Annotated in this window: 19 protein-coding genes and 1 pseudogene; 7 read left to right on the forward strand and 13 right to left on the reverse strand. The window is 74.8% G+C overall.

Going from position 1 to position 21462, the window contains the following annotated elements; genetic code table 11:
• The 3 genes and pseudogenes from ACFQH9_RS29235 to ACFQH9_RS29245 form a co-directional block, all read right to left on the reverse strand.
• A pseudogene (locus ACFQH9_RS29235) lies at positions 1 to 264 on the reverse strand (hypothetical protein); the annotation flags it as partial.
• A gap of 266 nt (positions 265 to 530) precedes the next feature.
• The gene (locus tag ACFQH9_RS29240) at positions 531 to 845 is read right to left on the reverse strand and encodes a hypothetical protein (protein ID WP_379571169.1); all 315 of its coding nucleotides are present in this window, start codon (positions 843 to 845) and stop codon (positions 531 to 533) included.
• A 119-nt stretch (positions 846 to 964) separates the two neighbouring features.
• Positions 965 to 2302 (reverse strand): NYN domain-containing protein, encoded by a 1338-nt coding sequence (locus ACFQH9_RS29245; RefSeq protein ID WP_379571171.1) that lies wholly within the window; start codon positions 2300 to 2302, stop codon positions 965 to 967.
• Positions 2303 to 2468: 166 nt separating this feature from the next.
• Between ACFQH9_RS29245 and ACFQH9_RS29250 the strand changes: the two genes are divergently transcribed.
• On the forward strand, positions 2469 to 4205 hold the full coding sequence (locus ACFQH9_RS29250; RefSeq protein ID WP_379571173.1) for a DEDD exonuclease domain-containing protein: 1737 nt from the start codon (positions 2469 to 2471) through the stop codon (positions 4203 to 4205).
• Positions 4206 to 4219: 14 nt separating this feature from the next.
• On the opposite strand, the gene ACFQH9_RS29255 is transcribed toward ACFQH9_RS29250, so the two are convergent.
• The 4 genes from ACFQH9_RS29255 to ACFQH9_RS29270 form a co-directional block, all read right to left on the reverse strand.
• The gene (locus tag ACFQH9_RS29255) at positions 4220 to 4498 is read right to left on the reverse strand and encodes an Lrp/AsnC family transcriptional regulator (protein WP_379571175.1); all 279 of its coding nucleotides are present in this window, start codon (positions 4496 to 4498) and stop codon (positions 4220 to 4222) included.
• A gap of 213 nt (positions 4499 to 4711) precedes the next feature.
• Positions 4712 to 5935 (reverse strand): glycoside hydrolase family 16 protein, encoded by a 1224-nt coding sequence (locus ACFQH9_RS29260; protein ID WP_379571177.1) that lies wholly within the window; start codon positions 5933 to 5935, stop codon positions 4712 to 4714.
• Between the two features lie 1929 nt (positions 5936 to 7864).
• Positions 7865 to 8905 carry an anthranilate phosphoribosyltransferase gene (trpD, locus tag ACFQH9_RS29265; protein ID WP_379571179.1) on the reverse strand — a complete coding sequence of 347 codons (1041 nt, stop codon included), beginning with the start codon at positions 8903 to 8905 and terminating at the stop codon, positions 7865 to 7867.
• Positions 8905 to 9297, reverse strand: coding sequence for a response regulator (locus tag ACFQH9_RS29270; protein WP_379571250.1), 393 nt, complete (start codon positions 9295 to 9297; stop codon positions 8905 to 8907). Before ACFQH9_RS29270 ends, trpD begins: the two co-directional genes overlap by 1 nt.
• A gap of 240 nt (positions 9298 to 9537) precedes the next feature.
• On the opposite strand from ACFQH9_RS29270, the gene ctaE reads away from it, so the two are divergent.
• The 5 genes from ctaE to ACFQH9_RS29295 all read left to right on the forward strand — a co-directional run bounded on the left by ctaE (position 9538) and on the right by ACFQH9_RS29295 (position 14520).
• Positions 9538 to 10140, forward strand: a complete 603-nt coding sequence (ctaE, locus tag ACFQH9_RS29275; protein WP_465269546.1) for an aa3-type cytochrome oxidase subunit III — start codon at positions 9538 to 9540, stop codon at positions 10138 to 10140.
• Positions 10141 to 10195: 55 nt separating this feature from the next.
• A complete protein-coding gene (qcrC, locus tag ACFQH9_RS29280) occupies positions 10196 to 11050 on the forward strand; it encodes a cytochrome bc1 complex diheme cytochrome c subunit (RefSeq protein WP_379571181.1) in 855 nt (284 codons plus the stop codon).
• Positions 11047 to 12183: a cytochrome bc1 complex Rieske iron-sulfur subunit gene (gene qcrA / locus ACFQH9_RS29285; protein WP_379571183.1), complete on the forward strand. Its 1137-nt coding sequence runs from the start codon at positions 11047 to 11049 to the stop codon at positions 12181 to 12183. Before qcrC ends, qcrA begins: the two co-directional genes overlap by 4 nt.
• Complete coding sequence (gene qcrB, locus ACFQH9_RS29290; RefSeq protein WP_379571185.1) at positions 12180 to 13877, forward strand: cytochrome bc1 complex cytochrome b subunit; 1698 nt, start codon at positions 12180 to 12182, stop codon at positions 13875 to 13877. Before qcrA ends, qcrB begins: the two co-directional genes overlap by 4 nt.
• A 337-nt stretch (positions 13878 to 14214) precedes the next feature.
• The gene (locus ACFQH9_RS29295; protein ID WP_379571187.1) at positions 14215 to 14520 is read left to right on the forward strand and encodes a hypothetical protein; all 306 of its coding nucleotides are present in this window, start codon (positions 14215 to 14217) and stop codon (positions 14518 to 14520) included.
• Positions 14521 to 14590: 70 nt separating this feature from the next.
• Here the strand turns inward: ACFQH9_RS29295 and ACFQH9_RS29300 are convergent, their stop codons facing one another.
• On the reverse strand, positions 14591 to 15958 hold the full coding sequence (locus ACFQH9_RS29300; protein ID WP_379571189.1) for an FAD-dependent oxidoreductase: 1368 nt from the start codon (positions 15956 to 15958) through the stop codon (positions 14591 to 14593).
• A 160-nt stretch (positions 15959 to 16118) separates the two neighbouring features.
• Positions 16119 to 17081: a helix-turn-helix domain-containing protein gene (locus ACFQH9_RS29305; protein ID WP_379571191.1), complete on the reverse strand. Its 963-nt coding sequence runs from the start codon at positions 17079 to 17081 to the stop codon at positions 16119 to 16121.
• Positions 17082 to 17167: 86 nt separating this feature from the next.
• Between ACFQH9_RS29305 and ACFQH9_RS29310 the strand changes: the two genes are divergently transcribed.
• Positions 17168 to 17389: a hypothetical protein gene (locus ACFQH9_RS29310; RefSeq protein WP_379571193.1), complete on the forward strand. Its 222-nt coding sequence runs from the start codon at positions 17168 to 17170 to the stop codon at positions 17387 to 17389.
• 46 nt (positions 17390 to 17435) lie between these two features.
• On the opposite strand, the gene ACFQH9_RS29315 is transcribed toward ACFQH9_RS29310, so the two are convergent.
• From ACFQH9_RS29315 to ACFQH9_RS29330, 4 genes are all read right to left on the reverse strand, one after another.
• Positions 17436 to 18488 (reverse strand): winged helix DNA-binding domain-containing protein, encoded by a 1053-nt coding sequence (locus ACFQH9_RS29315; protein WP_379571195.1) that lies wholly within the window; start codon positions 18486 to 18488, stop codon positions 17436 to 17438.
• Between the two features lie 39 nt (positions 18489 to 18527).
• Positions 18528 to 19439: an LLM class flavin-dependent oxidoreductase gene (locus ACFQH9_RS29320; RefSeq protein ID WP_379571197.1), complete on the reverse strand. Its 912-nt coding sequence runs from the start codon at positions 19437 to 19439 to the stop codon at positions 18528 to 18530.
• 65 nt (positions 19440 to 19504) lie between these two features.
• Positions 19505 to 20308, reverse strand: a complete 804-nt coding sequence (locus tag ACFQH9_RS29325; RefSeq protein ID WP_379571199.1) for an IclR family transcriptional regulator domain-containing protein — start codon at positions 20306 to 20308, stop codon at positions 19505 to 19507.
• The gene (locus tag ACFQH9_RS29330) at positions 20305 to 21444 is read right to left on the reverse strand and encodes a lyase family protein (RefSeq protein ID WP_379571201.1); all 1140 of its coding nucleotides are present in this window, start codon (positions 21442 to 21444) and stop codon (positions 20305 to 20307) included. The genes ACFQH9_RS29325 and ACFQH9_RS29330 overlap by 4 nt, the downstream gene beginning before the upstream one ends.
• Positions 21445 to 21462: the final 18 nt, after the last annotated feature.

Raw genomic sequence — 21462 nt, forward strand, 5'->3', positions numbered from 1 at the left:
CGCGGGCGCCGAAGGCCCCAGCGGCGCCGCCGGTTCTGCGGGCCCGGCGGGGGTCGCCGGATCAGCCGGGTCCGCGGGCGCGGGAGCCGGGGCGGGCACCCCGGGGATGCCGGGCAGGATCGGGGCTGCCGCCGCGGTGCCCGTCAGGAGGGCGACGACCGCCACGGCGACCAGCGCCGCCGAGACGACGGCCCGGCCGGTCACCCGCGCACAGGCGCGGGCCGCACCGGCCCGCCGGGCCCACCGCTCTCGGGGCGACAGCACGCGGACGCGACTCCCTCCTCGCACCCGCCGCGCCGGCCCGGGTCGGGGGTCCCGGGCGGCGGAGCACCGTGTCCTCCTGCGAGGGGTGCCGCGGCGGTGACCTCACGGGCCGCCATGGGGACGGCGGCCGGTCGACGCGAGGTCGGAAGGAGATTACGAGCGTGTGATTCACCCGTCCAGACCTGGCCGCGGAGCCGTGCTGTGAACGGGCGCCGGTCCGTTCGTCGCCGATGGTGACCATCTTGCGGGATCGGCGCCGCACTTCGCTACACAGCGTTGCGACGATCGGCCTCGGCGCCCCCGATGTCGGTGACGCTGCGGGTACGCGCGGGAACCAAGCGCAACCGCGGCAGCAGTCCCTGGTCGGCGAGGACGGCCAACGCCTGCCGCTCGGCTGCGTCGAGCTGTACGCGCGGCGCGCCGGACGGCACGTGCTCGCCGCCCACCGCGACCCAGCCCCCCGCCTCGGGCGTGTCGTCCGGCGCCGCCGACGGCACCTCGGGCATGCCCAGCAGGACCCCGATCGCACAGTCCCCGCAGGACCGCCCGCGGACCTCGCAGCTGTCGCAGTCGACGATCATCGTGTCGCTCCTCGCCTCCGGTGATCTCGTCGGGGCGCACCGTACGGAGCGGCACCGACAGTTTCCGGAGAACAGGCCGGTGACCTGCGGGAACGCGGCCGCGCGGAGCGGCGTCGAGCTCAGGGACGCAGGCGGCCGAGGAGCACCGAGGAGGGCACCGCGTGCGCCCCACGGCGCCGCACGGAGTCGGCGACCGCGCGGTCCGAGGAGGCGACCAGCAGCGGCCGGCCCTGCGGTTCCGCGGCCACCAGGTCCCGGATGACGTCGTCCGCGATCACGCCGGGGTCGCTGAACAGCACCCGCACACCCCGGGCGCCGCGGGTCTGCGCCGCGCTGACCGCGGCGCCGTCGAACACGACGGTCACCTCGACCCCGGTGCGCGCCGCGAGCGCGCCCAACTGCCCCACGAGCCGCGTGCGCTGGTCCGCCAGCGGCAGCTCGGGGTAGCCGGTCTTGCTCACGTTGTAGCCGTCGACGATCAGGTGCGCGGCGGGCAGGGCCAGCAGCGCGTCGAGGGTCGCGAGGTTGACGACGGGTGTGCCCCGCGTGCCGTCCGGGCCTGCGACGAGGTCGGCCGGACGGGGCCCGCCCCCGCCGAGGGAGAGCTCGCGGCGCAGGCCCTGCACCGCCCCGCCGAGCGTCTCGAGCAGCAGCCCGAGCCGCACCTCGTCACCCTGCCGGGCCTCCTTGGCAGCCTGCCGGGCGGCCGCGACCTCGGCCTGGGCGCGCTGCGCGCGGCGGCGCTCCTCCTCGGCCCGTTCCCGCTCGCGGTCCCGCTCGGCGACCACCTCGGCCAGCCGGGCGTCGACGCCGGCCCGCAACCGGGCCACCTCCGCCTCCAGCTCCGCGTGCGCGTCGCGGGCGAACCGCAGCTTGGCGCCCTGCTCGGAGACCTTGCGCCGCAGCTGCGCCACCTCGTGCTCGCGCTGGACGGCGGCCTCACGGGCCTGGTCGAGCGCCTCGGCCAGCGCGGCGCGCTGCCGCTCGACCTCGACGGTCAGCTTGTCCGCCCGGGAGAGGGCCTCGTCGCGCTCCGCCCGGGCCTCGGCCGCGTCCCCGCGGCGGGCGACGGAGGCGACCGCCCCCCGGGCCTCGGGCGCCCCGGTGAGCACGGCGGCGGCCGCGGCCGTGACGGGCTCGTCCGGGCCCGCGGCGAGCTCACCGGGCCGGTGCTCCTCCCACCAGGCGACGACGGCGGTGCGGAAGGTCGCGTTGTCCCGCAGCTCGCGCACGAGCTTCGTGCCGCCGAGGCGGGCGCGCTTGGCCGGGGTGAACCGGGCGAACTGGCGCAGCGCGGCGGGCACCTCGGCGGGCGGGAGGCCGGCGAGCGCGGTGCCGGCGACCTCGGCGAGCCGGTGCCGGACGGGGTCCGGCAGCAGGTTCCAGTCCAGGTCGGCACGGCCGGAGGACCCCGCGGCACCCTGCGGGTGCTCGGGCGTGGCGTCCTCCTCGTACATCGGTCAAGGTTATCCCCGATCCGGACGGGCGGCCACGGATTCGGCCGTGACGCGCCCGTCCCCGCACTCCTCCCCCGCCGTTTCCGCGCCGTCGCGGGCCGTCCCCGCGACACGCCTCGAACGGGCGTGCGAGGAATTGTCGGGGGTTCGAACTACCGTTCGCCCCGTGACCGCTCCCCAGCTGTCGTTCGACGAGCTCGGCACCCCGCTGCGCGAGGTGACGTTCGTCGTGCTCGACCTCGAGACCACCGGCGGGAGCCACGAGCGGGACGGGATCACCGAGGTCGGGGCGGTCAAGGTGCGCGGCGGCCAGGAGCTGGGCGAGCTCGCGACGCTGGTCGACCCCGGCACCGGCATCCCGCCGAACGTGGTGGCGCTCACCGGCATCACCACCGCGATGGTCCGCACGGCTCCGCGGCTGCCCGCCGTGCTGCCGTCCCTGCTCGAGTTCCTCACCGGCGCGGTGCTGGTGGCGCACAACGCGCCGTTCGACTCCGGGTTCCTGCGCTCGGCCTGCGAGCGGCACGGGCAGGTGTGGCCGCGGCCGCCCGTCGTGTGCACGGCCCGGCTCGCCCGCGCCGTGCTGCCCCGCGAGGAGTGCCCCAGCGTGCGACTCGGCGCCCTCGCCCGGCACTTCGGCACCCGCACCCAGCCAAACCATCGGGCGTTGTCCGACGCGCGGGCCACGGTCGAGGTGCTGCACCGCCTGCTCGAGCGGGTCGGCAACCTCGGCGTGCAGAGCCTGGAGGAGCTGCTCGCGCTCACCCGGGAGGCGTCGGCGCACCGGCCGACCCAGCGCCAGCGGCAGAAGCGGCACCTCGCCGAGCAGGTGCCGTCCGCGCCGGGCGTGTACCTGTTCCGCGGCCCGCGGGAGGAGGTGCTCTACGTCGGGACCAGCGGCGATCTCCGGCGGCGGGTGCGCAGCTACTTCACCGCGGGCGAGCGGCGCCGCCGGATCCGGGACATGGTGGCGCTGGCCGAGCGGGTGGACTCGGTCGTGTGCGCGCACGCGCTCGAGGCGGGCGTGCGGGAGCTGCGGCTGCTCGCGGCGCACAAGCCGAAGTACAACCGCCGCTCGCGCAACCCCGGCCGCACGTGGTGGGTGGCGCCGACGGCCGAGGCCTTCCCCCGGCTGTCGGTGGTCACCACCGGGCGCGAGGGTGCGCTGGGCCCGTTCGCCTCGCACCGGTCCGCGGCGACCGCGCTGGACACCCTGCTCGACGCCGTGCCGCTGCGGCGCTGCACACAGCGGATCCCGGCGCGGGCGCCGTCGGCGTCGCCCTGCATGCTGCACGAGCTGGGGAGGTGCGGGGCCCCGTGCGCGGGCCTGCAGACGCCCGAGGAGTACGCGCCCGCCGTCGAGTCGTTGCGGGCCCTGGTGCAGGGGGCGAGCGACGACCCGCTGCACCGGCTCGCCCGCGGGGTCGACGCGCTGGCGGGCAAGGAGCGGTTCGAGGAGGCGGCGGGCGACCGGGACCGGCTGGCGGCGTTGATCTTCGCCCTCGAGCGGCGCCAGACGCTGGCCGCGCTGGCCGCCCAGCCCGAGCTCGTCGGCGCCCGGCCGGACGGGCGCGGCGGCTGGGAGCTCGCCGTGATCCGCTACGGGCAGCTGGCCGCGGCGGACGTGGCCCGGCGCGGGGTCCGGCCGATGCCGGTCGTCGAGGCGCTGCGGGCCGGCGCTCAGACCATCCTGCCGGGCGAGGCGCCGCTGCACGGCGCCCCACCCGAGGAGGTCCGGCTGATCTACCGCTGGCTCACGACCGGCGGCACGCGTCTCGTGTACTGCGAGCCCTGGTCCGAGCCCGCCCGGGGCGCCGCGCGGTGGAGCGGGTGGGCGCTCAAGGCACGGGAGGGCACGGAGGCCGGGCGGACGACCGTCGAGGTGCTGGCGAAGAGGGGGTGAGCGCGGCGGCGCCGCTAGTTCGAGCCGACGGAGAAGGCCGCCTCGGTGTCGGCGCGGGAGTAGGAGCGGAAGGCGATGTGGGTGTCGGTGTGCTGCACGCCGTCGACCTTGGAGATCTTCCCCGCGATGAGGTCGGCGAGCTGCTCGTGCTCGCGGACCTTGACGATCGCGATCAGGTCGACGTCGCCGGCGCAGGAGTAGACCTCCGCGACGCCCTCGATGTCCGCGATCGCCTGTGCGGTCTCGGGGATCCGGTCGGCGAGGGTGTGGACCAGGACGATCGCGGTGATCACGGGCTCTCCTTCTCACGAGGCCTCGGGGCGGTTCGCTGCGGAGGCTAGTGCAGCCGCGGCCGTGCCGCCGAGATCCACACCGGCCCGTGACCGCGCGCGGCCCGCACCAGTGGCCGGACGCGACACACCCGGTCGGCGGCCTGTGCGGCTGCGACCGGGTGTGTGGTCGGAGATGGTCGGGCTCCGGGGTCCTCGAGCTTCGGGACTGGCGCCTCAGCCGGCGCCGCGCACGGCCGTCGCGTCGAAGGACGAGGCGCGGGTGGCCGACGCGGCCGGCGCGGCCTCGGTCATCGCCCCCTCGGGCGCCGGCTCCTCACCGGACCGGTCCCCGTGCGACGAGTCCCCGTGCGACGAGTCCCCGCCCGAGGAGTCCCCGCCCGACGAGTCCCCGCCCGAGGAGTCCCCGCCCGACGCGGCTCCGCTGGACGAGTCCCCGCGGGCGGAACCGGCGTCGCCGGACCCGGATCCACCCGAGGTCGGCGGGGTGGACGGGTCGGTGCCGGACTCGTTCGGGCCACCTGTCGCCGGCTCACCGGCCCCCGGCCCGGTCGCGGGCCCACCGGCCCCCGGCCCGGTCGCCGGCTCGCCGGCCGCGGGCTGCCCGGCGCCGTCGAGCGAGTAGATGCGCACCCAGTCGATCTCGTAGCTGGCCTCGCGCATACCGCTGCCGTGGAAGTTGTCGAACTGGATGGTCAGGTGCCCGGAGGGCATGTCCTGGATGTTCTTGCGGCCGCCGGGGCCCGCGCCGTCCTCGAGCGTGTACCACTCCTTGCCGTCGATGTAGCCCCGCACGTGGTCGGGGGTCCACTCGAAGGCGATGTTGTGCCACTCGGACAGCGGCGCCCCGCAGTCCTTCTCCTCCAGGAACTCCTGCTGTACGGGCATCCGCGGGTGCGGGTAGTGGATGAAGGCGTTCGCGCACTCCTCGCCCGGCGCCTGGTTCTCCAGGAAGTCGTACTCGCCGTCCTGCGGCCAGCTGTCCGACTCCGGCCACACGATCAGCAGCGGGTGGTACTCCTTGCCCGACTCCCCCGTGTTGAAGGAACGGACGCGCGCCTCCCAGCGGCCGTACCGCTGGTCGAGCTTCGAGGCCAGCCAGCCCGTGTCGCCGTTGCGCAGACCGGTCTGGACCAGCTTCTCGCCGTCGACGGTGCTGCGGTCGCCGCACCGCTTGCCGTTGCCGTTGTGGCCGGCCCAGCACCCGTTGATCGTGCTCCACTTCGCCGAGTCGGGGGCACCGGTGTAGTCGAACTCGTCCGACTGCGGCAGCGGCGTACCCCAGCCGTATCTCTCGGCGGCGGTGTCGGGCTCGGCCGGTGCCGACGGCGCGGCCGGCGGCTGCACCCCGGGCGTCCCGACCGGCGCCGCGCCGGCCGGGGGCACCGCGGGCGGCTCCTGCACCGCGACCCCACCGGGGCCCGCGAGCGTGCCGCCCACCGCCGGGACGCCGGTGCCACCGATCGCACTCGCGCCGGCAGCCGCGCCCGCCACGGACGCCGAGCCGGGCGCCGGAGCGGTGACGCCGACCCGTGCGGCGCCTACCGGCCCGGACACCGCGCCACTCACGGGCGAGACCGGCGAGGCGACCGGTGCCGAAGCTGTCGCCGGCGTACCGACACCCGGGCCGACGTCGGGCCCGACCGCCGGCGCGGTGGCGCTCGACGCGGCTGGCTGGGCCGGAAGGGTCCCCGCCGCGGGCTGAGCCGGAGCGGTGCCCACCGGAGGCTGGGCCGGCGCGGTCTCCGCCGCGGGCTCGGCAGGAGCGGCCCCCGCCGCAGGCTGGGCCGGCGCGGTTCCTGCCGCGGGCTGGCCCGGGTCGGTGCCCACCGCAGGCTCGCCCGGGTCGGTGCCCACCGCAGGCTGGCCCGGGTCGGTGCCCACCGCAGGCTGAACAGGCGCGTTCCCCGCGGCGGGCCCGGCCGGTGCCGGGGCGGCGGCCGCAGGGTGCGCCGGTGCCACGCCCGTGGCTCCCCGGGCAGGCACCAGACCGGGAGCGAGCGCCTCGGCCGACGCGTCCTGCGGCGCCGACAGCGGGGTTCCGCCCGAACCGGAGGAGAGCAGCCCCGCGCCGGCGGGCGCGGCTGCGGACGGGGCGGTGCCCGGGGCCCGCCCCGTGGTCTCGTGGGCGAGCGCGACGCCGGGCCCGATCAGGCCCAGGGCGCCGATCGTCGCGATCAGGGCGAGCTGTCTGCGGGTTCGGAGTCTCATCGGATCGCCTTTCGCCTGCACCCCCGTCGCCCGGGTGGGCAACCCAGCCCGGCACGGTCGTGACTCTGCGCAATGCGTTTGTCCCGTCGCGCCGCTGCTGCATGTGGTTGTTGAGGTAGGAGGTGCTGACGGGAATCATGGTGCGCATGTTGGCTTTGAGTCACCGCGAAGGGGGCAACGCCCCTCGAAGGCGTGACACGTTCCCCGGACGGGCGTCACTCGACGCAGCGACCACCGGATCGGCACCGCGGACCGCGAACCACCCGTCTGAGCAGCGCCTCTGACACACGGTCGCCAACTCCGTCACGAACAGTGAGATCGTGCCCTCACCCCGGGCGGCGGACGATGCGGGAGGCAAGCGCCGTGCCCGGCACCCGAGGAAGAACCTCACAGTCACGCGGCCGCAGAAACCCGCCCGCTCTGCATGATCGCCACGACAGCGACAGGACGGTCGGCCGGACAGCACTGACGCCCCACTCGAGACGATCATGGAGCAGGGCGCTCCGGACGCCGCACGATCACCAACTGCGGTACATCGCGGCCACCCACGGCCGACCTGCACCACAGACCGCGATCACGGCCACAGCAGCGCTAAGAAACTCGACCGCCCCGCACCATGATCGCCGCGGGAGTGCCACCACGGCCGCCTCGACAGCCCTCACCCACCACCCGAAACGATCACGGCCCCCGGCGCCCCAGTCGCGGACCAGCGCACAGCCTCTCCAGAAGCCGCGAGATCACCAACTGCGGCACATCGCGGCCACCCATGGCCGACCTGCACCACAGACCGCGATCACGGCCACAGCAGCGCTAAGAAACCCGATTGCCCCGCACCATGATGGCCGGAAGGTCACAGGAGGGCCGGCGCGACGACTCTCGTGTCCCGTCGAGAACGATCAACGAACCTTGCGCTCCCGGCGGCGAGCCCCACTTCCCGACTCGCGGAACCACACAGCCCGACTCGCGAACCAGAGAGCGCGACTCGCGGAAGCCCCCAGTGCGAAGTGCCCGACAAGAAGTGCGGGACCCTCGGCGAGAAGGAGGGGCGGAATCCGGCCGGCGAAGTCCGGAGAGTGCGGGGCGGGCCGCACCTGCACCGGGTTGAACCCGCCCTCACTCCCGATCGAGGTCCCGCGCCTGCAGGGCCGGTCGGCCCACCTACCCCTTGAGCCGGGTGGAGACCTCGGCCCACTTCACGAGCAGCCGCTCGGCGGCGCCGGAGTCGATCGCCCGCGCGGCCGTCTCCAGCCCCGCCGAGAGCGCGGCGTCGAGGTCGGTCACCGGGCCCTCGTACGCCGCGAGCGCTCCCGCGGCGTTGAGCAGCACGGCCTCGCGGACCGGGCCCTGTTTCCCGGCGACCAGGTCGCGGGCGACCTCGGCGTTGGCGCGGGCGTCGCCGCCCCGCAGGTCCTCGCGGGTGGCGGGGCCGATGCCGAGGCGGCCCGGGTCGACGCTCTCGCGCCGCACCTCTCCCCCGCCGGCGATCCAGACCGCGCTGCCGGTGGTGGTGGTGAGCTCGTCGAGGCCGTCGTCGCCGCGGACCACGAGCGCCGACGCCCCGCGCCCGGCCAGCACCTCGGCGATCACGGGGGCGAGCCGCGGGTCGGCGCACCCGACGAGTCCCGCCGACGGCTGGGCCGGGTTGGTGAGCGGGCCGAGGATGTTCATGGCCGTGGGCACGCCGAGCTCGCGGCGCACCGGGCCGGCATGCCGCATCGCGGGGTGGAAGACCGGCGCGAAGCAGAAGGCGATGCCGGCCTCCGCCACGCAGCTCGCGACCGCGCGCGGCGGCAGGTCGATGACCACGCCGAGCGCCTCGAGGACGTCCGCCGCACCCGACGACGACGACGCGGCCCGGTTCCCGTGCTTCACCACCGGCACCCCGGCGGCGGCCACGACGATCGCGGCCATCGTGGAGATGTTGACCGTGTTGGCCTGGTCCCCGCCGGTACCCACGATGTCCACGGCGCGCCCGGCGACGGTGACCCGGTTGGCGTGCTCGAGCATCGCCGCGGCGAGCCCGGTGATCTCCGTGGCGGTCTCGCCCTTGGACCGCAGCGCGACGAGGAAGCCCGCGAGCTGGGCGGGCGTGGCGTCGGCCGAGAGCACGCGGTCCATCACCCAGGCCGTGTCCTCGGCGGCGAGGTCCTGTCCCGCGATGAGCCGGCCGAGCAGGGCCGGCCAGGTCTGGTCGGCCATCAGGAGGTGGCGGGAGCCGTGGACCCCAGCCCGCGCAGCACGTCCGCCACCGTCTCGGCGGCGGTCAGCGGGTCGAGCGGGTGCACGAGCACGGCGTCGGCGCGCGACCAGGTGGCCAGCCAGCGGTCGTCCGCCCGCCGGACGGACACCACGATCGGGGGACAGTCGGTGATCTCGTCCTTCAGCTGCCGGGCGAGCCCCATGCCGCCGGTCGGCTGCGCCTCGCCGTCGAGGATCGCGAGGTCGACCTCGCCGGCGTCGCAGGCCGCGAGGACCTCGGCGACCCCGGAGGCCTCGACGTAGCGGATCCGGCCGAGATCCGGCGCCGGGCGCCGGCCGACGGCCGTCACGACGGCCTCCCTGACCTCGGGGCGGTGGCTGTAGACCAGCACGGTCCAGGTGCGCCGGTCCGGCGCGGCGGACGGGCTGCTGCTCGCGGGAAGGCTTCCGGCGCTGCTCACCCGCCGCATACTAGTCAGCACCCTCACACGCGTGGACGCGCACGCGCGGGAACCGGGAGGGGCTGGTGAGGCGTTGGTCCGGTGCCGTCCCGGTGCCGCCGGACCGGTTCTGCCTGACGAAGTGGGTATCCCGACAGGCTGTAGAAGTTCGCGTGGGGTCATAATGCCCGCGTGACGACAGCGGCTCCCAACATCAGCGCGCGGATCCACTCGCTGAACCGACCGAACCTGGTCAGCATCGGCACCATCGTCTGGCTGTCCAGCGAGCTGATGTTCTTCGCCGGCCTGTTCGCGATCTACTTCACCGCGCGCGCCCAGAACGTCGGCGAGTGGCCCCCGCCGCCGACCCATCTCGACGTCCCCTACGCACTGGTCGTGACGATCGTCCTCGTGGCCTCGTCCTTCACGTGCCAGTTCGGGGTGTTCGCCGCCGAGCGCGGCGACGTCTTCGGCCTCCGGCGCTGGTACACGCTGACGCTGCTCATGGGCACGTTCTTCGTGGTCGGGCAGATCAACGAGTACCACACGCTGGTCACCGAGCACGAGACGACGATCTCGTCCAGCGCCTACGGCACGGTCTTCTACATGGCCACCGGCTTCCACGGCCTGCACGTGACCGGCGGCCTGATCGCGTTCATCTACCTGTTGATCCGCACCAGGCTGAGCAAGTTCACCCCGGCTCAGGCCACCGCGGCGATCGTCGTGTCCTACTACTGGCACTTCGTCGACGTCGTCTGGATCGGCCTCTTCGCCGTCATCTACTTCATCCGGTAAGCGACCCCGCTCCCCGGAAGCACCGAACGCCGACCGTGAGGGTTAGACGCCGACGATGACCACCGAGACCACCACCCCACCCGCGCCCCGGAAGCGGCGCCCGCACGGCAAGATGCGGCGCAAGTTCGCCGGTCTCCTCGCGATCGGCGTCGCCCTGCTGGCGGTCGGCGGCGGGTACACGCTGTTCGCCCCGAACGCGGAGCAGAACCAGGCGGTCGCCCAGCCGGACGCCGCGCTCGTGGCCAAGGGCCAGCAGCTCTACAACTCCGTCTGCATCACCTGCCACGGCTCGAACCTGCAGGGTGTCGAGGAGCGCGGGCCGAGCCTGGTCGGCGTCGGCGACGCCGCCGTCTACTTCCAGGTCTCCTCCGGCCGCATGCCGCTGGCGCGCCAGGAGGCCCAGGCCGGCCGCAAGCCCCCGCTCCCGGAGTTCGACCCGGTTACCGAGGAGGGCCGGGCGAACCTCGACGCGCTGGGCGCCTACATCCAGGCCAACGGCGGCGGCCCCGAGACCCCCGCGCAGACCGGCGCCGCCCTCCGCGGCGACGACCCGGCCCGCGGCGGCCAGCTGTTCCGGCTGAACTGCGCCTCGTGCCACAACTTCACCGGTGTCGGGGGCGCGCTGTCGTCGGGCAAGTACGCCCCGACCTTGAAGACGCCGTCCGAGGAGCAGATCTACACCGCGATGCTCACCGGCCCGCAGAACATGCCGAAGTTCGGTGACCGGCAGCTCACGCCGGACGAGAAGCGGGACATCATCGCGTACGTCAAGTCCGTCACCAACGGCAGCAACCAGGTCGGCGGGTACGACCTCGGGGGCCTCGGCCCGACGACCGAGGGCGTGGTCATCTTCGTCGTCGGCCTGACCGCTGTCGTCGGTTTCGCCATGTGGCTGGGAGCGAAGAATTGAGCGCCACCGACGCAGGGTCGTCGACCCACCCCACCCGACCCACCCCCGAGGAGCTCGAGGGGATGAGCCAGCAGGAGCTGGCCCGGCTCGCCGGCACGCTCGACGACGTCGAGGTCGTGCACAACGCGCCGAAGTGGCCGGTCCGGGGCACCCGGGCCGAGAAGCGCGCCGAGCGTGGCGTCGCCACCTGGTTCCTCCTGTCGGCGCTGTCCGCCCTCGGCTTCATCGTCGCCTTCATCGCATGGCCGCACGAGTACGTCGCGCCCGGCGAGCCCGGCTACGGCTGGTACGCCTCCTACACGCCGGCGATCGGCTTCCTGTTCGGGTTCACGGTGCTGGCCCTGGGCATCGGCGTGATCGCCTACGTCCGGAAGTTCTTCCCGGAGGAGGTCTCGGTCCAGCAGCGGCACGACGGCCGCTCGGACGAGGTCGACCGCAAGACGGTCATCGCCCAGCTGGTGTCGGCCGGGAAGACCACCGACATCGGCCGGCGCAAGCTGATCACCCGCTCCGCGGGCGCCGCGGCCGGGATCTTCGGCATCGGCGTCGGCATCGCCGCCCTCGGCCCGCTCATCCGCAACCCGTGGAAGGGCGGCGACCAGGCCGCGCTCTGGGTCACCCCGTGGGGCTCCGTCAACGGCGAGACCGTCTACCTGCGCCGGGACACCGGCATCCTCGGCGAGATCTCCCGGGTCCGCCCGGAGGACCTGGATCCCGGCGCGATGGAGACGGTGTTCCCGTACCGCGAGTCCGAGCGGGGCAACGAGGAGGCACTGCTGCACGCGCAGCGCGCCTCGGACACCCCGGTCATGCTGATCCGGCTGCGGCCGGGCACGCAGACGATCAAGCGGCAGGGCCAGGAGAACTTCAACTTCGGCGACTACTACGCCTTCTCGAAGATCTGCACGCACCTGGGCTGCCCGGCGTCGCTGTACCAGACGCAGGACAACCGGATCCTGTGCCCGTGCCACCAGTCCCAGTTCCTCGCCACCGAGTACGCGCGCCCCGTCTTCGGTCCCGCGACGCGCGCCCTTCCCCAGTTGCCCATTACCGTGGACAGTGAGGGTTACTTCGTGGCACGGAGCGACTTCATCGAGCCCGTCGGACCGGCATTCTGGGAGCGGAGGCCATGAGCGCCATCACGACACCGGTCACCAAGTCCGGTGGCCCGAAGACCAAGGCCGCCGCAGCGCTCGACGAGCTGGACCAGCGGTACCACCCGGCGGCGGGGCTGCGGAAGCAGTTCAACAAGGTCTTCCCCACGCACTGGTCGTTCATGCTGGGCGAGGTCGCGCTCTACAGCTTCATCGTCCTGCTGCTGTCGGGCATCTACCTCGGGCTGTTCTTCGACCCGTCGATGACCGAGGTCGTCTACAACGGCGCCTTCGACAACCTGCGCGGCGTGCACATGTCGCGCGCCTACGAGAGCGCGGTGCAGATCTCCCTCGAGGTCCGCGGCGGCCTGTTCGTGCGGCAGATCCACCACTGGGCGGCGCTGCTGTTCCTGGCGGCGATGGTCGCCCACATGTTCCGCACGTTCTTCACCGGTGCGTTCCGCAAGCCGCGCGAGACGAACTGGATCATCGGCCTCGTCCTGATCCTGCTGGGCATGCTCGAGGGCTTCACCGGCTACTCGCTGCCGGACGACCTGCTCTCCGGCATCGGCCTGCGCATCGCCTCCGGCTTCATCCTGTCGATCCCGCTGATCGGCACCTGGGCACACTGGGCGCTGTTCGGCGGCGAGTTCCCGGGGATGGAGATCATCCCGCGGCTCTACATCGTGCACGTGCTGATCTTCCCGGGCATCCTGCTCGCGCTGATCGGCGTGCACCTGGCGCTGGTCTGGTACCAGAAGCACACGCAGTTCCCCGGCCCCGGCCGCAAGGAGACCAACGTCGTCGGCGTCCGGATCCTCCCGGCGTTCGCGGCCAAGGGCGGCGCGTACTTCGCGATCGTCGTCGGCGTCCTCGGCATCATGGCCGGCATCTTCCAGATCAACCCGATCTGGAACCTCGGCCCCTACGACCCGGCGCACGTCTCCGCGGGGTCGCAGCCGGACTGGTACATGCTCTTCTCCGAGGGCATGGCGCGCATCTTCCCGCCGTGGGAGATCTACCTGTTCGGCACGTACACCATCCCGGCGGCGTTCTGGGCCACGGTGGCGTTCCTCCCGGTCCTGTTCGTCGTCGCGGGCATCTACCCCGCGGTGGAGCGGAGGATGACCGGCGACAACGCGCTGCACAACCTGCTGCAGCGCCCGCGCGACGTGCCCGTCCGCACCTCGCTGGGCATCATGGGCATCTCGTTCTACGTCTGGCTGGTGCTCTGCGGCGTCAACGACTGGATCGCCTACTTCTTCCACGTCTCGCTGAACGCGACCACGTGGGCGGGCCGCATCGGCCTGCTGGTGGTCCCGCCGATCGCCTACTGGGTGACCTACCGGATCTGCATCGGCCTGCAGAAGAGCGACCGGGCGGTGCTGGAGCACGGCATCGAGACGGGCATCATCCGGCGCCTGCCGCACGGCGAGTTCATCGAGGTGCACCAGCCGCTGGCCGGGGTGGACGCGCACGGCCACCCGATCCCGCTGGAGTACCAGGGCGCCCCGGTGCCCAAGCGGATGAACCAGCTGGGCTCGGCCGGTACGCCGGTCGCGGGCTCGCTGCTCGGCCCGGACCCCGTCGAGGAGACGGTGGCCCTCGAGCAGGCCCGCGCGGAGAACCACCACCGCGAGCTCGAGGACCGCGACCGGCGCGCCCGGGCCGCGGAGGAGCTGGAGCTGGCCGGCCGGCCCGACGCCGGGCGGCCGAAGGACCAGACCGACTGACGGTCGGGTCCGAGCGGACACTCGGAGCGGCACGCAGAAGGGGCCCCGCGGCGCGGGGCCCCTTCTCCCGTTCACGGGCCCGTGCCCGGGGGATCACCCTGTCCGGGAGGGCAGGTGTCACACACCACGCGTGGCTGCTACCGTGGCGGCGTGCGACCCGCAGCGATCCTCCTCGCCGCGCGCGCCGGGCTCGTAGTAGCCCCGCGCGTCGGCTGAGCCAGGCTGCCGTCGCGCCACCCGCGGGACCTCTCGCCCCGCCTCCCCCGAAGCCGAGAACCCTGCCGAGACCTGGCTCGCGTTCCCAGCACCACACGAACGCACTCCCCGGAGCACGTCCATGAGCATCACCGTCGAGCGCCCGACCGACATCCGCAGCAGCGCTCACGCCCCCGCCCGCACCGCCGGCTGCCGCATCCTCCGCCGCCACACGATCGTCACCACGAACGGCATGGACGGCGTGCTGCGCGTCGCCGCCGAGCTCCGCGCCTGCGGCGGCCTCGTCAAGGAGATGGCCGTCGACGTCCGGGAGGGCGTCGGCTGCAGCGAGCTCACCTGCTCGGTGACCATGACCGCGGAGGAGGCCGCGGAGTTCGCGGCCCGCCTCCGCGCCCTGCCGAGCGTCGAGTCCGTCGACCCGTACTGAGCGGATCGCAGTAGGGAACCATGATGCGATTTCTCGCGTCGTCTTCGAGCATCATGGTTCCATGACGCGATCAGACCCGGGTCCGGCCCCGGGCCGCGGCGAGCATCTCCGCCAGCTCGGCGACCTTGACCCGCTCCGCCCCGCCCCGCGCCTCCCCCCGGCGGAGCTCCTCGGCGTCGAGCCGTTCCCAGTCCGTCCAGGTGACCGGCTCGATCCCGTAGGCCTCCAGCCGCTCGACGACCGACTCCGGGTCGGGGTACTCCGGGTCCGGGAGGGCGTGCAGGTCGTCGAGCAGGGAGGCGACGGTCTCCACGGCGTCGCCCTTGTTCGTGCCGATCACGCCGGTGGGCCCGCGCTTGATCCAGCCCGTGACGTAGGCGCCGGGGACCGGCCGGTCGCCGTCGACGACCCGGCCCGCCACGTTGGGCACGATCCCGTTCCGCGCGTCGTAGGGCAGGCCCGGGATCGGCTCGCCCGAGTAGCCGATCGCCCGGACGACCAGCCCGGCCGGGATCGTCTCCTCCTCACCGGTCCCGACCACCTTCCCGTCTCGCAGCCCGTTGCGCTCGACGACCATGCCGGCGACCCGGCCGCCCTCCTCCAGCAGCCGGACGGGCGTCCGCAGGAAGTGCAGGTGGATGCGCCGCGGCGCGTCGCCGGGCTCGTGGGCGGTCCACTCGGTGAGCAGGGCGAGGTTCTGCTTCTGCCGCCGCTCCATCCCGTCGAGGACGGCGTCGGGCAGGCCCGCGGCGAGCACGCCGTCGTCGTGCACCAGCACCCGCACCCCCTCGAGCTCGCCGATCTGGCGCAGCTCGGCCGGGGTGAACTTCACGTGCTCCGGGGCGCGCCGGATCACCACGTGCACGTCGGTGACCGCGCTGCCGCGCAGGACCTCCAGCACGCGGTCCGGCACGTCCGTCCCTGCCATCTCCGCGTGCCCGCGGGCCAGGACGCGGGCGACGTCGAGCGCCACGTTCCCCGCCCCCACGACGACGACGCCGGGGCGGTCGAGCAGCGGGTCCAGGTCCACGAAGTCGGGGTGCCCGCAGTACCAGCTGACGAAGGCCCCGGAACCGTGGCTGCCCGCGAGGCCCTCCCCCGGGATGCCGAGGGCGCGGTCCACCGAGCTGCCCGAGGCGTGCACGATCGCGTGGTAGTGCTCGCGGAGCACGTCGAGCGGGATGCCGCCCTCCCCGACCCGGACGTTGCCGAGGAACCGGACGCGCGAGCCGTCGGCGAACGGCTTCTGCAGCACCCGGATGACCGACTTCATCTTCACGTGGTCCGGCGCGACGCCGTAGCGGACCAGGCCGTACGGGGCGGGCAGCCGGTCGAGCACGTCGACGTCGACGGGGACCTCGGAGGCCAGCAGGGCGGCCGCGGCGTACAGGCCGGACGGGCCGGCCCCGATCACGGCCACTCTCGGTTGCGCGGGCATCTCGGGCGTCACTGCTCCTCGCGCGCCCCCGGTCGGCGGGTCGACGGGTCGACATAGCCGGCCGACGGGACGCAGGTGGTGGGGATGCGCGTCTGTCCGGCCCAGTATCGCCCGCCCCGGGGCCGCGGCGAGTGAGATCGGTCACGAGCCGGGTCGATCGTCAGCCGACGAGCTCCTCGCTGGTGCGGAACACCCGCCGGTAGTCGGCCGGTGCGACCCCGACGACCTTGCGGAAGTGGTGCCGCAGCAGGGTGGCGCTGCCGAACCCGCAACGGGCGGCCACGGCGTCGACGGACAGGTCGGTGTCCTCGAGCAGGCGCCGGGCGTGCAGCACGCGCTGACGGGTGAGCCAGCGCAGCGGGGTCGTGCCGGTCTCGTTCACGAAGCGCCGCGCGAAGGTCCGCTCGGACATGGTGGCCCGGCGGGCCAGGTCCGCGACCGAGTGCTCGCGGTCGAGGTGGGTCAGCATCCAGTCCAGCAGCGGACCGAGCGAGTCGGCCGAGCACTCCGGGACCGGCCGGTCGATGAACTGCCGCTGGCCGCCCTCCCGCTGCGGCGGCACGACCATCCGTCGGGCGATCCCGTTGACCACCGCGCTGCCCAGCTCGCGCCGGACTAGGTGCAGGCAGGCGTCGATGCCCGCGGCGGTGCCCGCACTCGTGATGAGGTTGCCGTCGTCGACGTAGAGGACGTCCGGGTCCACCTCGACCTGCGGGTACCGCTCGCGCAGCTCCTCGATGCTGTGCCAGTGGGCGGTGACCTTGCGACCGTCGAGCAGCCCGGCCTCGGCCAGGACGAACACGCCGGAGCAGACGGTCAGCAGGATGGCGCCGGCCGCCTCCGCCTCCCGCAGGGCCTGCAGCGCCTCCTCCGGGAACGTCCGCAGGCGCGTGGCGGGCACGGCGACCAGGTCGGCGCCACGGAGCCCCTCGAGCCCGTGTTCCGGCACGACCTGCACGCCCCCGGTGGTGCTGACCGGCTTCCCGGCCTCCACGCCGCAGACGCGGTAGTCGAGGACCGGCAGCCCGTCGTCCGAGCGGTCCATGCCGAAGACCTCGCACAGCACCCCGAACTCGAACACGGCGAGCTCGGGCATGACCAGCACGGCGACGCTGCGCAGCATGCGCGCCAGCATACTGGCGGCATCTTTGCGCAGGGTGTCATCCCTGCCACTTCTGGCAGGAAGTGATCTGGAGCAAACTTCCTGCCATGACCGCATCGATCCTCGCCCTCGCCGCCCTCGTCGTCCTCGGGTGGAGTTTCGCCCGCGCCCACCGGGACGGACGCCGCCGCTTCCGGCTGGCGCAGTTCCGCCCTGCCGCGCCGTTCGCGGGCGTGCTGCCGCAGGACCGCGACCGGGAACGTCTCCTCGCCGACCTGCGGGCCCTGCCCGACTCACCGGCCGACATCGAGACCCGGTTGCGCATCTAGACCGCGCCGGCGGCGCCGCCCCATCGGGGGTCGGCGCCGTCGCACGTCAGGCCCGGTGGAACTCCGTGAGCCGCTCGGCCTCGTCGGCGACCTCCCGCGCCACCGCGGCCGGCAGCTCCCCGAACGGCGCCGGCACCACCCGCCCGCCGGTGAACCGCCAGGTCCCGGCCACCCGGCCGTCGACCAGGAAGGTCGGCGTGGACTGCGGCATCCGCGTGGCGAACACCTTCTCGCGGTGCTCCATGGGCAGGATGCCCGCCCGGGTCGCGTGCCCGAGCAGCAGCACCGCGTCCCAGTTCGACAGGAACCGCACGGGCGCCGGCACGTCGGCCGCCGGGATCGGCAGGCGCGGCAGGTCGACCAGCTCGCCGCCCGCGGGGTCCCGGAACCGGCGCGTGTCCAGCCGGGTGAGCACGGCCCGCGCCCCGGTGACCGTCCAGCCCGCGTACCGCGCGAGGTCCTGCGCCGACGCCGGCCCGAACCCACGCAGGTACCGCTCGGCCAGCAGCTCCTCGCCCCGGGCGCGGTCGGCCCCGGTCGCCGGCACCCACTGCTCGGCCAGCCCGTACACGTGCGCGCGGGGCGACTCCCAGGTCCCGGCGGGCGGCACCCGGACCAGGTCGAGCCACAGCTGTACGCCCTGGAAGGCCACCTTCGGGAAGCCGTCCGCCGCCAGCAGCCCGACGATCTCGGCCTGCTTGCGCGGACCGTCCGCGAGGTGGCCCCGGACGGCGGCGGCGACGGCGGGCATGTCCAGGCCCGCGGCCTCCTTCTGCGCGCGCAGCCACCAGCGCCGCCGCGGCTCGCGCACCGCCTCGGTCAGCGGCGCGAAGTCGGCCGCCGACACCATGTGGAGGGTGGCGCGCATGACCCACGCCTGGACGATCCGGCGCCCGGTCAGCGCCTCGGTGAGGTGCTCGCGGCGGAAGTCCCGCAGCCGCGACCACAACCCGACGTAGCCCGACGGCGCGTACTGCGTCTGCAGCCCACCCACCCGCTCGACCGCGCGGACCGGGCCGATCCGCGCCCGCTCCAGCAACAGCTGCCGCGCCAGCAGCGCGCGGTTCAGCTCCCCCCACGACAGCACCCGCTCCCCCACGCGGGCACTGTCCCATCCACCCCCGACGGAACGGGAGGGTCAGCCCGCGGACGCGGCCAGGCCGGCTCCCCGCAGGGGCAGGCCGAAGCGCTCCCGGAGGGTGCGCAGCGGGGTCCGGTGCGCCCGCAGCAGGGGGACGACGTCGTCGGCCACCTTCTCCAGCCCGCGCGGCCGGGCGGGGAGGAAGACCACACCGTCGGCCCCGGTACGCGCGACCTCGCGGGCCAGCGCGGCCAGCCCGGCCGAGCCGGAGTGGTGCAGCCCCTCCCCCGTGCCCACGCCGATGTCGACCAGCACCCGCAGCGACGACGGGTCCCGGCCGGCCTCGGCGGCCCCGGCCTCGATGTCGAGCCGGCGCATCGCGGCCTCGGCCACCGCTCCGGCGGAGATCCGCACGACGTCCGCGTACCGCGCCGCCACCGGCAGCGCCTCGGGCTCGTCCGCGCGGACCACCACGACCGGCTCGCCCTGCGGCGAGCGCGGGACGGGGATCCGGTCGCGCACCTGGACGAACTCGCCGCGGAAGCCGGTCCCGTCGCCCTCCCGCAGGCGGTGCGCCGCCTCGACGACCTTCCCGGCCTCGGCCCACAGCTCCCCGGGCGGGGTGGGCGCGACCGGGCCCCGCACGACGACCTCCCACCCGGCCCGGCCGAGCGAGGCGGCGTCGAGCGCGGCCACGGCGTCGTGCAGGGCGACGGGATCGGCGCCGGTCACGGGCACCTGCGGCACCAGCCCGGTGCCGGGCACGCCCGGGGCCATCCGGGTGGCGGCCGCGAGGGCGTCGAGCGGGGCCGGTCCGCCGGCCGGGTCGCCGAGGGGGTCGACGGCCGGGTCGACGAGGAACAGCACGTCGACGCCTCGCACGCTCAGGGTCACGCGCTCCAGGTGGCGGGCGGGATCGGTCGCCTCGCCCCAGGGCTGCACGCCCAGGACGATCGGTCGCTCGGCCACGGCTCCCCCTCGCTCGGTCTCGGGCCCCCATCGCAGCACGCGTCCGCCCCGTACGCCCGCCGGGGTCATCCCCGCAACCCCTTCAGGTCGGCCTCGACGGCCGCGGCGCACGCACGCAGGTGCGGGAGGGCCTCGTCGCGCAGCCAGGCGGTGCTGTTGCGCAGCGCGTGGGTGCTGACGTTGGCGGCGGCGACCACGGTGCCCGCGGCGTCCCGGATCGGCACCGCGACCGAGCGCAGCCCGTCCTCCAGCTCCTGGTCGACGAGGCAGTAGCCGGCCGCGCGGACGTCGCCGAGCACGTCGCGCAGGGTGTCCCGGTCGGCCACGGTGCGGTCGGTCAGCGGCTCGAGGGCACCGAGCCGGGCGTCGAGCTCGTCCGGCGGCAGGGCGGCCAGCAGCACCCGGCCCATCGAGGTGGCGTAGGCCGGGAAGCGGGTGCCGACGGTGATCGACACGGCCATGATCCGCGCGGTGGCGACCCGGGCGACGTAGACGACGTCGTCGCCGTCGAGCACCGAGACCGACGCCGACTCGTGCACCGTCTCGACCAGCTCCTCCAGGTGCGGGGCGGCCAGCTCGGGCAACGACAGCGCGGACAGGTAGGAGTAGCCCAGCTCCAGCACGCGCGGGGTGAGCGCGAAGAGCCGCCCGTCCGTGCGGACGTACCCGAGCTCGACCAGGGTGAGCAGGAAGCGGCGGGCCGCGGCCCGGGTCAGGCCGGTGGCGCGGGCGACGTCGGACAGCGTCTGCGCGGGGTGCGTCCCGTCGAACGCCTTGATCACCGACAACCCGCGGGCGAGCGACTGGACGTGCTCGGCCCGGACGGTGTGGTCGCCGTGGTCGGTGGGCTCGGTGCCGGTCGCGCTCACCGGGCCTCCAGGACGCGGTCGACGAGCTCGGCGGCGTGCCCGGTGTCCGGCTCGCCCTCGGTCGTCAGCGCGAGGTTGCGGCGCATGGCCTCCGGGTGCACCCGCAGGCCCGCCAGGCTGGTGCGCAGCCGGGCCGCGGCGCCGCCCGTGACGGCGAGCAGGTCGGTCAGCGTGGGCCACTCCGCGTGCCAGGCGCCCGCCGCGCGCTGGTGCTCGTGGTCCGTCGCCGCGAGCAGCGTCGCGACGAGTCCCGGGGCCCGGCGGGCCGACGCCCGCGCGGTGATCGCCGCGATCGGGTTCCGCTTGTGCGGCATGGAGGACGAGTCGCCGGGCGCGGCCTCCGAGACCTCGCCGACCTCGGTCTGCGACAGCAGCACGACGTCCGTGGCCGGTTTGGCGCACGCCCCGGCGGCCACCCCCAGCGCCCCGGCCAGCGCGCCGATCCGGGTGCGCTCCGTGTGCCAGGGCACCCCCTGCGGGGCGAGGCCGAGCAGGTCGGCGACCGCGTCCGCGACCGCGGGACCGTGCGGGTGCGAGGCGGCGAGGGTGCCGGCCGCGCCGCCGAACTGGACGGGCAGGGCGTCGACCCGGGCGGTGAGCTCGCGGGCGGCGGCGTCGAGCCCGGCGGCCCACCCCGCGGCGACGAGCCCGAAGGTCGTGGGCAGCGCCTGCTGGCCGAGGGTGCGGGCGATGGTCGGGGTGTCCCGGTGGGCGGCGGCGAGCGCGGCCGCGGCGTCGGCGGCCGCGCCGAGGTCGGCGAGCAGGGTCGGTGCGGCTCGGCGGACCAGCAGCACCAGCGCCGTGTCCATGACGTCCTGGCTGGTCGCGCCGGGGTGCACCGCGCCGCTCGCCCCGCCGGCCTCCTTGCGCAGCAGCCGGGCCAGCGGGATCACCGGATTGCCGCCCTCGACGGCGGCAACCGCCAGCTCGTCCGGCACGTCCGGGTCCGCGGCGAGCCGGTCTGCCGCGGCGGCGACCTCCTCCGCGTCGTCCGGCGGGACGAGGGCGTACCGTGCGGCGGCGCGGGAGAGCGCGACCTCGACGTCGAGCAGCGCGCGGACCCAGGCGGCGTCGTCCAGGTGCGCGGCGACGGCGTCGGCGCCGGACAGCGGCGCGAGCAACCCGGCGTTCGTCATGCGCACGACCGTACGGCA

The organism is Pseudonocardia lutea (assembly GCF_042658055.1).
Taxonomy (GTDB): domain Bacteria; phylum Actinomycetota; class Actinomycetes; order Mycobacteriales; family Pseudonocardiaceae; genus Pseudonocardia; species Pseudonocardia lutea.